The sequence below is a fragment of the Acinetobacter lwoffii genome, assembly GCF_022967985.1.
Lineage (GTDB): Bacteria > Pseudomonadota > Gammaproteobacteria > Pseudomonadales > Moraxellaceae > Acinetobacter.
In genome coordinates this window covers 64,348-78,027 of record NZ_JALJVC010000002.1, presented here as the reverse complement: position 1 = coordinate 78,027, position 13,680 = coordinate 64,348, and the positions used below count along the sequence as shown (strand labels likewise).

At 43.8% G+C, this 13,680-nt stretch carries 12 protein-coding genes and 1 riboswitch; of the genes, 5 read left to right on the top strand and 7 right to left on the bottom strand.

The annotated features are described in order from the left end of the window. Window positions 1-337 precede the first annotated feature (337 nt). Window positions 338-1,999: a DNA repair protein RecN gene (gene recN, locus MWG72_RS01790; protein WP_247143107.1), complete on the top strand. Its 1,662-nt coding sequence runs from the start codon at window positions 338-340 to the stop codon at window positions 1,997-1,999. 86 nt (window positions 2,000-2,085) lie between these two features. On the opposite strand, the gene MWG72_RS01785 is transcribed toward recN, so the two are convergent. Genes MWG72_RS01785 through MWG72_RS01770 form a run of 4 tightly spaced genes read right to left on the bottom strand, consistent with a single transcriptional unit; the run spans window position 2,086 to window position 5,516 of the window. Continuing rightward, the gene (locus MWG72_RS01785) at window positions 2,086-3,072 is read right to left on the bottom strand and encodes a CsgG/HfaB family protein (protein ID WP_005108477.1); all 987 of its coding nucleotides are present in this window, start codon (window positions 3,070-3,072) and stop codon (window positions 2,086-2,088) included. Between the two features lie 52 nt (window positions 3,073-3,124). Further along, window positions 3,125-3,724 carry a penicillin-binding protein activator LpoB gene (gene lpoB / locus MWG72_RS01780; protein WP_005108476.1) on the bottom strand — a complete coding sequence of 200 codons (600 nt, stop codon included), beginning with the start codon at window positions 3,722-3,724 and terminating at the stop codon, window positions 3,125-3,127. 12 nt (window positions 3,725-3,736) lie between these two features. Further along, window positions 3,737-4,138: a YcfL family putative periplasmic lipoprotein gene (locus MWG72_RS01775; RefSeq protein ID WP_005248406.1), complete on the bottom strand. Its 402-nt coding sequence runs from the start codon at window positions 4,136-4,138 to the stop codon at window positions 3,737-3,739. Between the two features lie 19 nt (window positions 4,139-4,157). Next, window positions 4,158-5,516, bottom strand: coding sequence for a COG3014 family protein (locus MWG72_RS01770; RefSeq protein ID WP_034438391.1), 1,359 nt, complete (start codon window positions 5,514-5,516; stop codon window positions 4,158-4,160). Window positions 5,517-6,185: 669 nt separating this feature from the next. Here MWG72_RS01770 and MWG72_RS01765 point away from each other — a divergent pair. Together MWG72_RS01765 and ruvX are read left to right on the top strand one after the other, a co-directional pair. Next, complete coding sequence (locus MWG72_RS01765) at window positions 6,186-6,740, top strand: YqgE/AlgH family protein (RefSeq protein WP_004281085.1); 555 nt, start codon at window positions 6,186-6,188, stop codon at window positions 6,738-6,740. Further along, complete coding sequence (gene ruvX, locus MWG72_RS01760; RefSeq protein WP_247143106.1) at window positions 6,733-7,176, top strand: Holliday junction resolvase RuvX; 444 nt, start codon at window positions 6,733-6,735, stop codon at window positions 7,174-7,176. The genes MWG72_RS01765 and ruvX overlap by 8 nt, the downstream gene beginning before the upstream one ends. Window positions 7,177-7,239: 63 nt before the next feature. On the opposite strand, the gene MWG72_RS01755 is transcribed toward ruvX, so the two are convergent. Then, a complete protein-coding gene (locus MWG72_RS01755; protein ID WP_213686750.1) occupies window positions 7,240-7,860 on the bottom strand; it encodes an alpha-ketoglutarate-dependent dioxygenase AlkB family protein in 621 nt (206 codons plus the stop codon). Window positions 7,861-8,011: 151 nt separating this feature from the next. Here MWG72_RS01755 and MWG72_RS01750 point away from each other — a divergent pair, with 151 nt between their 5' ends. Beyond that, on the top strand, window positions 8,012-9,814 hold the full coding sequence (locus MWG72_RS01750; protein WP_114541455.1) for an ABC transporter ATP-binding protein: 1,803 nt from the start codon (window positions 8,012-8,014) through the stop codon (window positions 9,812-9,814). A 60-nt stretch (window positions 9,815-9,874) separates the two neighbouring features. Here MWG72_RS01750 and phoU read toward each other — a convergent pair whose 3' ends face one another. Together phoU and abuO are read right to left on the bottom strand one after the other, a co-directional pair. Next, the gene (gene phoU / locus MWG72_RS01745) at window positions 9,875-10,594 is read right to left on the bottom strand and encodes a phosphate signaling complex protein PhoU (RefSeq protein ID WP_005108465.1); all 720 of its coding nucleotides are present in this window, start codon (window positions 10,592-10,594) and stop codon (window positions 9,875-9,877) included. Window positions 10,595-10,706: 112 nt separating this feature from the next. Continuing rightward, the gene (gene abuO / locus MWG72_RS01740; RefSeq protein WP_247143105.1) at window positions 10,707-12,044 is read right to left on the bottom strand and encodes a multidrug efflux outer membrane protein AbuO; all 1,338 of its coding nucleotides are present in this window, start codon (window positions 12,042-12,044) and stop codon (window positions 10,707-10,709) included. 291 nt (window positions 12,045-12,335) lie between these two features. Between abuO and MWG72_RS01735 the strand changes: the two genes are divergently transcribed. Further along, window positions 12,336-13,367 carry a hypothetical protein gene (locus MWG72_RS01735; RefSeq protein ID WP_247143104.1) on the top strand — a complete coding sequence of 344 codons (1,032 nt, stop codon included), beginning with the start codon at window positions 12,336-12,338 and terminating at the stop codon, window positions 13,365-13,367. A 108-nt stretch (window positions 13,368-13,475) separates the two neighbouring features. Continuing rightward, window positions 13,476-13,608, top strand: a riboswitch (TPP riboswitch). Window positions 13,609-13,680: the final 72 nt, after the last annotated feature.

Sequence of the window (13,680 nt, the reverse complement as noted above, 5' to 3'; positions counted from 1 at the left end):
TGTATCGCTGAATCCCTTCTATTTGTAGGATGTTTTGGCCTGTATTTTGCTGGTAGATGAACTTCAGTTTCGATTTGTGCATTCTCTTTTGAAATAAGCTGAATTGAGTCATTAATTTAAAGATTGGGGATGTCAAAAATATGAAAATCAGCAGTGAATTAACGGACTTCTGAGTCAGCTTCTTGCGAAAATACAGTGAAATAAGCATATATGAATCGTTAAAATTTAAGATAGAATGAAATTGATTCGTCCTGATTTATAATAATCACAGCCATGTTGTGACCCCAATCCAACATCAGGCTATTTCAATCAAACTTTTCGCAGCCCGGATGCGTTTATGCTGACACATTTAACTCTGATCAATTTTGCTTTAGCTGAACATCTTGCTATTGATATTGATAAAGGTTTTAACGTTTTAACCGGTGAAACCGGTGCAGGTAAATCCCTCTTACTGGATGCATTGTCTGCCTGTTTGGGTGAGCGAACCGATACTAATTATGTGCGTTATGGTACGGAAAAGGCGGATGTCACCGCCAGTTTTAGTTATCAGGAACACAGTCCTGAAGCCGCCTGGTTAAAAGAACATGAACTGGATGATGAGTCAGGTGAAATTCATTTACGCCGGGTGATTTTTGCCACCGGCCGTAGCAAGGCATGGATTAATGGACGTCCGAGCAGTCTGTCTGAACTGAAAGAAATTGGACGTCTGCTGGTACAACTCTATAGCCAGCATAGCCAGCAACAATTATTAGAACCCCCTTATCCGAAGCACTGGCTGGATCGTTATTATCATTTTTATGCGCCGGCCCAAGAAGTACGTGATGCCTATAGCACTTGGCAAAAAAATATCCGCCAGCATCAAGCAGCTTTGGATGCACAAGCGACACGCAAGCAGCGTCTGGAAACCCTTGAGCTGCAAATCGAAGAACTAGAAGAAATTGTTCAGACGGATTATCCGGAAATTGAGCAGGAATTTGATCGGCTCTCGCATCATGAAGCCATCATGCAGGACTGTGTCTATAGTCTGAATGTGCTGGATGAAGCTGAACAGAATATCACTCAGGAACTGGCATCAATTATGCGTCGGGTCGAATCGCATGCCGGACGCAGTGAGCAGCTCTCCGGGATTTATACTTCCCTGCTGAATGCCCAAAGCGAACTTGAAGATGCAGCAGCGAATTTACGCCAGTTCATGGATCGGCAAAGTTTTGATCCGGAACGTATGGAAGTATTGAATTCAACTTTGGAAATCTTCCATCGTCTGGCACGTAAATATCGTACCCAGCCGGAATTGCTCAAAGAAGAATATGAAGCCTGGCAAACTGAACTGGAACAGTTACATCAACTGGAAGATCCGGAAACACTCGCTGAGCAGGTAGCAGTGTCTTATCAGGAGTTTCTGGATAAAGCCCAACATCTGGATCAGATTCGCCGTGAAGCCGCAGTACCGTTGGCCAAGCAGCTCACTGAGCAGGTCAAACAACTGGCACTGCCTGAAGCACATTTTGAGTTTAAGTTTGAGCCTTTGGAACATCCATCTAGTGAAGGTCTCAGCTTTATTCAATTGCTGTTTACTGCCAATAAAGGCATTCCGGCACAGCCACTGGCTCGGGTTGCATCAGGTGGTGAGCTCTCGCGTATTGCGCTGGTGATGCAGGTGATGAATGCGGAAAAAACTGAAGCCGAAGTACTGGTCTTTGACGAAATTGATGTCGGGATCAGTGGCGGTACGGCAGAAATTGTCGGGCGTTTACTGGCCGATCTGGCCCAACATGTACAGATTCTGTGTATTACTCATCAGGCGCAGGTTGCAGCACAATCTGATCAGCACCTACTGGTGAAAAAACAGCAGACTGATCCTGCCAGCAGCACAATTATTAACCTTGAAGAAAATGAAATTATTCAGGAGCTTGCTCGAATGACAGGTGGTGTGGAGATTAGTGAAACCACCTTGCAACATGCCCGCCAGTTACGTCAGCTAAAATTTCAGCAGGCTTGAGCTACTTGTAAAGCGACACATAAAAAATCCCTGCATTTAGGTCAGAGATTCTTTATGTGTTAAAAATCATTCGAACTAATATTAACTTACCATTTTACAGGTTGATCGCTTGAACCTGGCGTCATTTCATAGCCCGGTGATGAATCATAAGATTGACCAGTCTGCGACTGTACAGGCTGTAATTTTAAGCCCTGTAAAATTTCCGGGTTTAAGCCCTGAGCAATTTTATCCGCCGTACTGTCATTTAAACTATTGGTCAGAATATTCTGTGTCATTAAATTAGACAGAGTTCGATTGAAAGTGCCCGCTGCTACCACTTTACTGGTATTGGCTTCAATGACACGCCAGCTTAAACGCACTTGTTCAGCGCCGGCATTCAAACCATACATTTGCTGATGGCTGGCACTAGACAGATCATTAATTCGTCCCACCAGTAAATAGTCTGCTCCAACTTTCTGACCGATACGCGCCAGCTCATGCGGTGCACCATCCCAATACAGGAATGCATTTTCAGACTGCATTTCATCCAGATAATGACGATCTACCACACTCAACTGTCCGCTTTGAGCCAGATAATTTCCTAAAGTATCGGATAATTCCTGACTAAACTCATAGGCAGATGTGTCATTGGCCAGTCGGTTATTTTTCTCGGCCATCTGGAATGGCAATACTGCAATCCTGCGCAAATGCTGGTCTTGTACAGTCGATTCAAACTTCACCACATGTGCGCGAACTTTGGCACGGTAATTATTTTTTGCACCCGTCACACTCAGCACCTGAAACTTGGTCACTGAACCTGAACCTTGATTTGCCACACTAAAAACTGGTGAAACTTTACCGTTATAACTCCAGCCCTGATTATTCACCGATACAGAAACAGTCTCTTCATAATTCATTTGGGAAGAAACTGAAGCACCATTTACCGATTGCACAGCAATTAATAAGGCTTCAGAAATCGCCTGGTGTTGAGTTGGACCACTTCCACTGGCTTCTTTAACCACTTCTTTAATGGCTGCAAAGGCCGGAGCGCTCAACAATCCAGACAACAGGCCTGCAAGTAATATTTTTTTCATATTATATTCTTCTACAGTCACTGTGCCAAAAGCACAGTGACCTTCATTGAAATTACAGACCAAAAGTCGAGCGTTTGCCTGCCTTACGGATTTCTTTCTCGCCAGTCCACTCTACGATACCAGTTTGCAGGTTTTGCAATTTAAAAGTGAACTTGTAATACACATCACTCTTGCCACCGGCATTCTTCACAATACTCGACAAGTTGCCATTTAGCATAAATTCGGCACCAATATGACCACCGGCACGTACTGCTGTTGACTGGTTCACCATACCGCTTTGCTTTTGATAAGCTAACTGCTGTGCCACCGCATTCACCGATTTCATATCAACAAAACGAAATTTTCCAGAATTGATTAGTTTGTTCTGAATACTGTCAGTAATCGATTCGGTATCGATATGTTCCTGGGTTTTGTTATGAATCCGATCAAGGACAATGACCGGACGGCGGTTTTGGGTCATTTGCACCACTGGCGGGAACATCAACATGTCATCCACCATTTTGGCTGCAATCATTTGCAAGTCAGTTGAACCAAAGTCTGTGGTTAAGGTTTCGACTGCTTGGGCATCACCATAACTTACTGAACCAGTAGAGGCACAGCCACTAAGCAGTGTCGTAGTTGCCAATGCGGCGAAAATCAATTTTGCGTTCATTTCAAGTCTCTCTTATTTTTTCAAATACACAACAACATCAACAGCAGATGGATTTGGCGCCAAGGACTGCACACCTTTGGTTTCACGTCCGGTTAACTGGATCGGCTTCCAGATGGCACCTTCAGGATTAACTTCCACACCTTGTGCATCCACCCAAACAATCTTGTAGCTAAAATCTTTATTGTTAAAACGGCGGTTTTTGATCGCGATTGAAGCACGCTTTAAATCACCAACCAAGCTCATATTCACACGTTCCACAAAGACTTCCGTAGTTAATACCGGATTATTGGTAATGGTGCGGATACTCATTTCATTATTGGCATTGGTTTGGGTAGATAAGGCATTCGGTGCGGTACAACCCACCATGAACAGCGCCCCTAAACCAAGTACAGCAAAGCTAAATTGACGTTTCATATTGTTCCCTTATTTATGATTAATGTGGAATGGTGCTTACACTAGCCGTAATTTTGTCATTAACATGATGGGCATAGACAAACACTGTTTGATTGGCTTTCACATCTAGGGTGACCGGAGAGCTAGATACACTCCCGCTAGAAAGTTGTAAATTATGTTTGCCCGGCGTTAAATTTAAGCGCGCAATCTGGGCATTACTCGGCAAGGTACTCCAGCCACGCAAGTCAGCACGCTCAGTCGCCATATTTAAGACGTTACCGGCAAGTTGACCAAACACACCAAACTGGTTACCAAGTTCTTTTTGTGCGGCATATTTTGCAGTGGCGCGCAGCACCTGACTGCTCACATTCGCCATAATTTTTTCTTTGAGGTCCTTGACGGCCAAAGCACCAATATCACTAATCACATAACTGTCTTGTAAAGCTTTATTATTGACTTTCACTTTCAGGCTAGTTGGTATCACATAGGTACTTGGTTCATAGGTCGCAAAAGCAATATTGATTAAACCGCCCGGTGTAGGGACATCAATTTTATTTTCCACCTTTTGCGGTACAATTCCCTGTTCGATAAATACAATCACCGGAACACTACCCTTCTTATGCTGTGTGACCAGTTGATCCAGGCGTTTCACGTCTTCGGAAATTTGCTTATCTGGTTGTAACTCATAAGCTTTCTTATAATCAACCAAGGCATCATTGTATTCACCCAAGGTTTCCCATAAATTGGCTGCCATATAAAAAGCGTAGGCATTCTGATAGCTGTTCTTAATCTTGCCGGCTATGGGGTCCAGACCGACAAAAGCTTCATCCAGCACACTTAGATTCTTCTCTGCTTCCGTGTTTTTAGCTACTTTGTCTTTTTTCTTTTCTAGTTCTTTTTGGTGCAACAATTCGATTTCACGCTGGAGGCCCTGAGCCACGCGCATTTCTACCGCAGCAGCTTCCAGATCCTTTAAGAAAATATAGTTTTTAGCTTGGGAAATATGCGCCAGCACCTGCTCATGTGCTGGTACCAGATAAGGCACTACAGAGTCATTGCTGACCATGGCAAGGGCCTTAAACCCCATTCGGGACACACTAATTTTGGCCCGATTTTTTTGTTTTTCTAACAGCGTAAAGGCTTGCTTATAATAATCTCGGCTTTCTTCATATTGATGGTTGACTTGTAATAAGCGGGCTTGTTCAAGTAAATATAAAACTCCATCCTTTGAATCAGCTTTGTCCTTAAACTGAGTAATGAGGTTTTCAGATAAAGCGCTATTCAAATGACTGCGGAAAAAACTACCTTCTTCATTATAACTACTAAATACTGCTGCCTGTGAAGTGACCGACACAGAAAATAGCGCAGAAATTAAAGTCCCTTTTAAAATATGATGCATAACAACCCCATTTAATAAAAAAATAAACTAAAGATGAAAATTTCTGCATTCTACGAATAAAGCAATATGGTTTCAATATGCATATTGTGTATAATAATTGAAATATTTTGTACAATATATCGTAAATTTATTACATAAATAAACAAATATTATAGTTTTTTGCCTAATATTGACCATATTTTAATCACAAGAAACTATGTATCGAAATATAGTTAGGGCTTAATTAATGAGCTAAGATTCTAATAATTTAACTGTAGTTTTCAGATAAATTCTATTTAAAAGCAAGAAACTATATAAAGTCTACTTTTAAAAATGAATGATCTATTGTTATTATTTAATTCATTCCACTACAATATATTTAATATTTTATATTAAAATTTGAGTAAGTTTTTACTCGGTTTATCTGGCTGTTTTAGCATAAATAAAAAACGCTTAAAACTACCTTCCATCCATTTAAATGAAATTACTCAAGGTCGTTTTAAAAAGAATATTAAAACCGGCCTTAACCTGTTCATGCCTAATTTGCCTTATATCCAAGTTGTCAGCCCAAGCATTTTATGGGATAACTAGCAGGAAGAAAGCCGCTGTTTAAGTGATTGCAATTAGGCCCGTAGGCCATGCTTTACTTTTCAGACTGCATAGCATACTGACTTTGGGAGAACTGCTCAGGTGACCAAACAGTTTCTGACACATCGTTGTCTGATTGCACCGCCGCATGCGAATGATGATTTTTTTGCCCAGACGGTCATTTATCTCGCGCGTCATGATGAAGATGGTGCTCAAGGCATCATTATCAATCGACCTGCCGGCATTCAAATTAAAGAATTGCTGAATGATCTTGATATTGAAGCAGACAATGTCAATCCGCATGAAGTATTACAAGGCGGCCCTTTACGCCCTGAGGCCGGTTTTGTCTTGCATACTGGTCAGCCGACCTGGCATTCCTCCATCGCCGTAGGTGAAAATGTCTGCATTACCACTTCCAAAGATATTCTGGATGCCATTGCGCATAATGAAGGGGTCGGTCGCTATCAGATTGCCCTCGGTTATGCCAGTTGGGGCAAACACCAGCTGGAACAGGAAATTGCCCGTGGTGACTGGCTGATTTGTGATTCCGATATGGATCTGATTTTTAACCTCCCTTATAACGACCGTTGGGACGCTGCCTATAAAAAAATGGGTGTAGACCGCAACTGGTTATCTTCCGAGATTGGACATGCCTGATGTAAACGTGCTACAAACCATTATGGCGTTTGATTTTGGTACACAAAAAATGGGAATGTCAGTTGGACAATCCCTGATTGCAAGTGCCAATCCCCTGCCCTTATTTCCCATGAAAGATGGTATCCCCAACTGGGATGAACTGCTCAAAATCGTGAAAAGCCATCAACCGAATTTATTTCTGGTCGGTTTGCCATTGAATATGGATGATAGTGAATCCGAGCTGTCGACACGGGCGCGAAAATTTGCCCGCCGTTTACGTCATCAGACCAATATTGAAACCTGGATGGTAGATGAACGTTTGACTACCCGTGAAGCACGCGATGAACTGGATCATTATCAGGCTCAAGGTCGCGGCAAAAAACTCTCTGCCGACAGTATTGCGGCTACCTTGTTGATTGAAAGCTGGTATCGCCATCCTGCTGGAATCACGCCTTAATCTGTTTTGAAAATTTTTTAATCAGCATCCTTTAGGGTGCTTTTTTATGCTCCAAAATGCTTCTTAAGGATAAAAATAACGAAAAGTCAGGTTAATTCTTGGTGTTAAAACTTTGCTGGTTTTGCTGATACTGTGCTTCCAGTGTTGCTGTGTCGCACCTCGCATCACAATCAGTTGTCCACTGTGTAACAGTACATCGACTTTATCACTGCGAATTTTATGCTTAAAGCTCATTTTGCGGGTGGCTCCCAGACTCAGAGAAGCAATGACATTTTCCCGAGAAGTACCTGTATATAACGCCGGCTCATCATCACTATGCCAGCCCAAGCCTTGGGAACCATCTTCATACAAATTGGCCAGACAGGAATTAAAGGGATGACCGACCAGAATTTCAATATGCTGCTTTAAACGGAATAATCCGGGTGTCCATACCTGAGCTTGTTTGAGCGTACCAGAATAACGATACTGATAATGTTCATCGCCATACCAGACCACCTGGCGACCGGTGACATGGTGCTTGCCAAATAAATGCACTTCATCATGTTGCCAGGCCAGCTGACTGAGAAAATGCTGTAGATACTGCTGGCTTTGTTCCTCATCCAAAATCAAGCCATAATCCTCCACTACCCCATCAAAAGGTAATACATTGGCTTGCGGCTGGGGTGCAAATAAATCGAGCGTCATATCAATCAGATCCAGTATCCACATGAAAATACTGACATTCGACCTAAAGGATTACAACTGCTCTTCACAAATGACTACAACATTTATGCTTGTGGCTGGCATGATTCCTGCCTAGACTGAATTCAACTTTCACAATAAAAATAATCCTTTTATGAACTTATGGCAGCTGTTTCAGAAACTTCGTCCCTTTGTTCAGCCTTACCGGTTGCTGGTGATTGCCACGCTGATTCTGACCCTGATTGGTTCATTCACCGCACAGGTCAATGCCATTACCTTGCAATATGCGGTCGACAGCATCAATTCGCTACTCGAAGCCGGTCAAGGATTGGAGCAAGGCTGGCATATTCTGATCACGATTTCGGCAATTTTGCTCGGCAAAGAAATTATTAATGCCTTTGTCCAGTTCGGGCAGAAGTTCTATGGAGAGAAACTGCGAATTTTTGTCTCTCAGGATCTGGCCCAAGGGATTATTGAAAAGTTTTTAAAATATCGTTTGGAATTTTTTAATCAGGAAAATAATCAGGCCGGTAAATTACAGACCCGGATTGACCGTGGTATTGGCTCACTGACCCGTCTGGTACAGATCTTTTTCATTGATATTTTACCGTTATTTACCAGTGCCATTGTGGCTTTGGGGTTGATGTACTATGCCAATGTCTATGTCGGTCTGGTTGCAACTGCCATTGTCCCGATCTATTTCTGGCTGACCTATAAACAGGCGCAAAAACTCGGGGGCTGGCGCCGCAGTCTTCGCGATGGCCGGGAGAAAAAGAGTCAAGGCATTCTCAGCATCATCAATTCGATTACCGTAATCAAATCCTTTAACCGTGAATCGATTGAATCGGAAAAGCAGTTGGGATTACAGCGCGAACTGACCGACAATCAGATGAAAACCCGCCAGACCAGTTTCCTGTTTGATGGCCTGAAAACTTTTCTGGAACAGATCGGGATTGTACTGATCATTATTCTAACCTCCTACTTTGTGCTGGATGGCCAGATGAGTATCGGCATGATCATGTTTCATGTGCTGCTATTTAACAATGTCTCTGCCCCGATCCGATCCCTGCACCGGATTTATGATGAAGTGAATGATGCCATGATCTATTCAGAAAGCTTTTTCAAGATTCTGGAAGCCGATGATGAAATTGAACAAAGCGGTCAGCAGAAACCGGTTGTCCAAGGCAAGTTTGAACTCAGTGGCGTGAATTTTTATTATCCAAACGGCCACCATGCTCTGAAAGATATTGATATGGAAATTCGCCCCAATAAAATTACCGCCTTGGTGGGCTTATCGGGTGCCGGAAAATCCACCCTGATCAGTCTGCTGGATAAATTTTATGAACCGCAGCAAGGCCAGATCAAACTGGATGGCATTAATCTGAAAGATTATGACACCCAATATCTACGCGATCATATTGGTCTGGTCTTGCAAAAAAACCATATTTTTCAGGGCACCATCTTTGACAATATCCGCTACGGCAAAACTACTGCCTCAATGGAGGATGTAATTGAAGCGGCAGAAAAAGCCTCGATTCATGAGCAGATTTTACAGTTACCGGATGGCTATGACAGCGATGCCTTGATGCTGTCTGGCGGCCAGCAGCAACGGATTGCCTTGGCACGGATGTTCCTGAAAAATCCACCAATCATTTTTCTGGATGAACCGACGGCGAGTCTGGATGCAATTGCCACGGAACAGATCAAACAAAGTCTGGACCAGATCAAGCAAGGCCGTACCGTGATCATCATTTCGCATAGCCTGTCGCAGATTATTGATGCAGATTATACCTATGTGATGAAAGAAGGAACGATTGCTGAACATGGTGAACACGATCAGCTTTATCATCAGCAAGGCGTATATAAGGAAATCTTTGATGCGATGGCCAAGAGCCTAAATATTGAAAAAATTGCCAAAACTTTTGAAGATGATGCTGAGGAAGAAACTCATAGTTAGCTTTTCTATCCCAATAAAAAACCTCCGAGCTGGAGGTTTTTTTATTTAAGTCTGGAACGTTTAACGCTGAACTTTCTGTTCAATTTCTTCAACGCTGGTATGACGCACATCAAAACCTTTGACCATATAGATCACCTGTTCCGAAATATTCCGGGCATGATCGCCAATTCTTTCTAGCGAACGCAGCACCCATAATACATTGATGACACGACTGATATGCCGCGGATCTTCAATCATATAAGTCATAAGCGTACGTGTGGCTGATTGATACTCACGGTCAATATCCGCATCTGCCAACATGACCTTCAAAGCTTGATCTACATCCAGACGCGCAAAAGCATCCAGTGCATCATGAATCATCACCCGCACCTGGTTGCCAATATGCCGGGTTTCCATATAACCGCGCGGTGAGCCGCCCTCTTCACATAAGCTTTGTGCAATTCGGCCTATTTTCGAGGCTTCATCGCCAATCCGTTCCAGATCGGTATTGGCCTTGGACATGGCAAGCACCATACGTAAATCAATCGCGGCAGGATGACGGCGCGCCAGAATCAGGGTCAGCGCTTCATCAATATCTCGTTCCATCTGATTGACGACATTATCTTGAAACTGCACATCTACTGCCATTGAGACATCTGTGTCCAATAGGGCATGAATGGCATTAGCTACCTGCTGTTCTACCAGTCCGCCCATCGTCATGAATTTGGTATTTACGTCCTGCAGTTCTTCATTAAATTGCGAAGAAATGTGATGACTTAATACAGGATTATTTGGACACAAGGAAAGCTACTCCTGAACGATAGAGGACAATGATCAATAATAAATCATATTAAAGCATATCTATGATGAAAGTTTGATGACAATAGTAGCCTCATAGAGGCTGAGGCGAATCCTATTCAATCAGCCAGGCATTCAGCTCTGCCAGTTCCTTTTCGGTTAACTGCCCGACCGAGGCCTGCAATTGCAGCACATGCAACAGATAATCATATTTGGCATTCAAATAATCGGTCTTGGCAGAAAAGGCATTACGCTGTGCCAGCAACACATCGACCATGGTTTTTAAGCCTTCCTGATATTGGGCTCTGGACGCTTGTGAGACAATTTCCGAAGAGTCCATCGCGGCTTTACGTGCATTCAGTTTGGCCTGATCGGTTTCTACCTGCATAAAGGACTGTTTCACATCGGTATTGGCTTTACGGATGGCTGCATCCAGTTGCGCTTCACTTTTTTGCACATTGACACCGGCCTGACGGATACTTTTTTGTGTGCGTCCACCGCTAAATACATTCCAGTTCACTTCCACACCTATCTGGTCGAAATCTCCATTGCTGGACATAATCGTGGCCGGACTTTGCTTTAAATAGCCATAGGTTCCGACCGCTTCGACCTGCGGATAGAGTGCAGCCTGCTCGACCCGTTTGGCATCTTCAGAATAGCGCTTTTGCAGACGCGCTTGCAGAATATTCAGATTCTGGCTTTGTGCCAATTCGGTCCAGGACTGCATATCACTTGGAACCGGTTTCTGGAACTGGAAATCGTTGCGTAATACCGCCAGATTTTCCTGATAAGGGCCGATTAACTGTGCCAGCTGTTCTTGGGCCAGTACCAGCTGAACCTGGGTCGAAATCCGGTTGGCCTGGGCACTCTGATACTGGGCATTGGCTTCACTGACCTCACTGCGCGCTACCAGACCTTCTTTGAGCTTAGCATTCATCATCCGTAACTGCTCAGACAGTGCCTGCTCTTCCTGTAAATAGGCCGTAGTCAAAGACTGCTGACGCAAGACATTAAAATAGGCTTCGGCCACCTGTAAAATATGCTGCTGTTTTTGCAAGCGCAGATTGACTTCACTCAGTTCGACCGAGGTCTTGACCTGCTTATAGCCTTGCCAGGCATCCCAGCGGAATAAAGGCTGACGTGCAGTAACCGTCACCTGACGACTGGTTGTACTGGAACTTTGTAACTCACCAAATTCAGCAGGCAAACCTTCAGACTCTGAGTTGTTGACGGACTGGTTTTTACGGGTGACATTGCCTGAAAGGGACACGGTCGGCAGCAAATTGCCGCTGGCAATCCCCAGATTGAGCTGATCGGCCTGATACTGCAACACATTCGCCTGCCAGTTCGGGTCATTTTGCTGGGCGCGCGCATAGGCTTCTTGCAAATCCAGTGCAAAAACTGCCGGACTACTTGCCAATATCCCCGCCATGACACTGAGTTTTAGTTTCATTTTATAGTGTTCATCCCTAACAGCCATTCAGATCAAAAAATGCTGGCGCTTTAAGCTAAGCCATACTAAAGAGATCTCTTGAATTTTTACGTATGATTTTTATTAACTTTTTAATATAACTATCGCGTTTTATTCACGATTAATTCAATTTTCAAGATCTCTGTCTGCAATGTAACAAAGCAATTCACAATACTAAACATAGTATTTTAATTTGACCTATACAATATACCTCCCAGTAAGGCCGTTATTTTCTGAATTCACCTATATACAGAGTCCTGAAGCATAGTGTTAATGCCATTCCCGTCGATATTCAAAGCCTGTTTGATTGCTGGTAGCGTGCTGCTTCTTGGGGGCTGCCAACAGCCTTCAGATCCACAGATCCAGGTCGAACAGACTGAGGCAAAGCAAACGCAAAGTCCAGTCAATGACTTTAGCCTCATGTGCCAAAATATTGAAAAAAATATGTCCCAGATTAATGACCAGCGCACGACGTTTGCGCTGGAGCAGATTAATCAGGATCTTAAAGTATGCCTGCCGTTGATGGACTTGGCGGAGCAGAAGCACCTGATGCAGCGCTCTACCGAAATGTATCAGCACTTTTTAAAGGTGGATCGCACCGAGTTCCAGCAACGCGCCTTTGAGCAGTATGCACTGGAAATGGCCCAGCATCCGACCATTCAGCATGCGCATTTTCAACAGCTCACCTCACGTGACCAGTATCTGTTAAAACACAAGGGGCAGGCTTATGTAGAACTGCTGGATCTGGGGGATGGCACTTTACATTATCGCCGCAGTCCGGAATATCTGGCGCGTATTTTTGCCCCTTATTTACCGGCCGCTGAAAAAGCCTTTATTGAAAATCTGGCGGAACAGAATATGGAACCGGTGCTGGTGGAAAAACGCCTGCAGATTGAAGCCGCTGATATTGCAGCCCGCAGTCTGCTTTGGGAAGACTATCTCAAGACTTATCCGAATAGCAGTTATAAACGCGATGCTGAATATCTGCTGAAGCAATATACCTATTTCCTGTTTAGAGGTACCGAGCAATCCCCGGTGTCGGAAGATTATCGCGATCGTTATGCTGTGGATACCAGTCATCTGGAAACTATTATTGGACTATCAAACGGCCAGAAATCAACGCTGTCCACACAGGCACGCCTGTTTCTGGAATTTCTGGACATGACTCCGGAACAGCGCCAACAAGTCTTGCCTGCCGATTATAGAAACCGCTCGGAAGCAGAACAGATTCTGTACTATGCCCAGATCAGCCCGCCCTCACAAAAATACGATAAGAACTGCTTTACCGATGCCATCTGTATCTAGTTGGGATCAGTTTCACCTTCAATCAGTAGGACCATGTCTAAATCAATCCTCGCTTAAAGTTGAGCGATTTAGACCTGTTTATTCTGCCTAAACTGAGCTAAGCTTTAGCCTCGCTTGACGGAGCGCGAGTAATGCCTCGCTGAGATCATGTGATTCCTTTTATCATTATCAGGAATTGAGCATGAGTACCGTTGAACCTGATCAGGTTAATACCTGCGTAGGAATCAAGCCAGCTAAAAACCCAGCCCTTGCTTTATCTGTTCAGGATAAATCTGCCTACGTTTTTGGTCGTGCTTGATTCGTTGATGTCATT

What these genes read in the sequence shown, in the direction of transcription:
- MWG72_RS01750 (WP_114541455.1), top strand. Translation starts at nt 8,012, where the DNA reads ATGAACTTATGGCAGCTGTTTCAGAAACTTCGTCCCTTTGTTCAGCCT.
- abuO (WP_247143105.1), bottom strand. Translation starts at nt 12,044, where the DNA reads ATGAAACTAAAACTCAGTGTCATGGCGGGGATATTGGCAAGTAGTCCG.
- MWG72_RS01735 (WP_247143104.1), top strand. Translation starts at nt 12,336, where the DNA reads ATGCCATTCCCGTCGATATTCAAAGCCTGTTTGATTGCTGGTAGCGTG.
- recN (WP_247143107.1), top strand. Translation starts at nt 338, where the DNA reads ATGCTGACACATTTAACTCTGATCAATTTTGCTTTAGCTGAACATCTT.
- MWG72_RS01775 (WP_005248406.1), bottom strand. Translation starts at nt 4,138, where the DNA reads ATGAAACGTCAATTTAGCTTTGCTGTACTTGGTTTAGGGGCGCTGTTC.
- lpoB (WP_005108476.1), bottom strand. Translation starts at nt 3,724, where the DNA reads ATGAACGCAAAATTGATTTTCGCCGCATTGGCAACTACGACACTGCTT.
- ruvX (WP_247143106.1), top strand. Translation starts at nt 6,733, where the DNA reads ATGCCTGATGTAAACGTGCTACAAACCATTATGGCGTTTGATTTTGGT.
- MWG72_RS01785 (WP_005108477.1), bottom strand. Translation starts at nt 3,072, where the DNA reads ATGAAAAAAATATTACTTGCAGGCCTGTTGTCTGGATTGTTGAGCGCT.
- MWG72_RS01770 (WP_034438391.1), bottom strand. Translation starts at nt 5,516, where the DNA reads ATGCATCATATTTTAAAAGGGACTTTAATTTCTGCGCTATTTTCTGTG.
- MWG72_RS01755 (WP_213686750.1), bottom strand. Translation starts at nt 7,860, where the DNA reads ATGACGCTCGATTTATTTGCACCCCAGCCGCAAGCCAATGTATTACCT.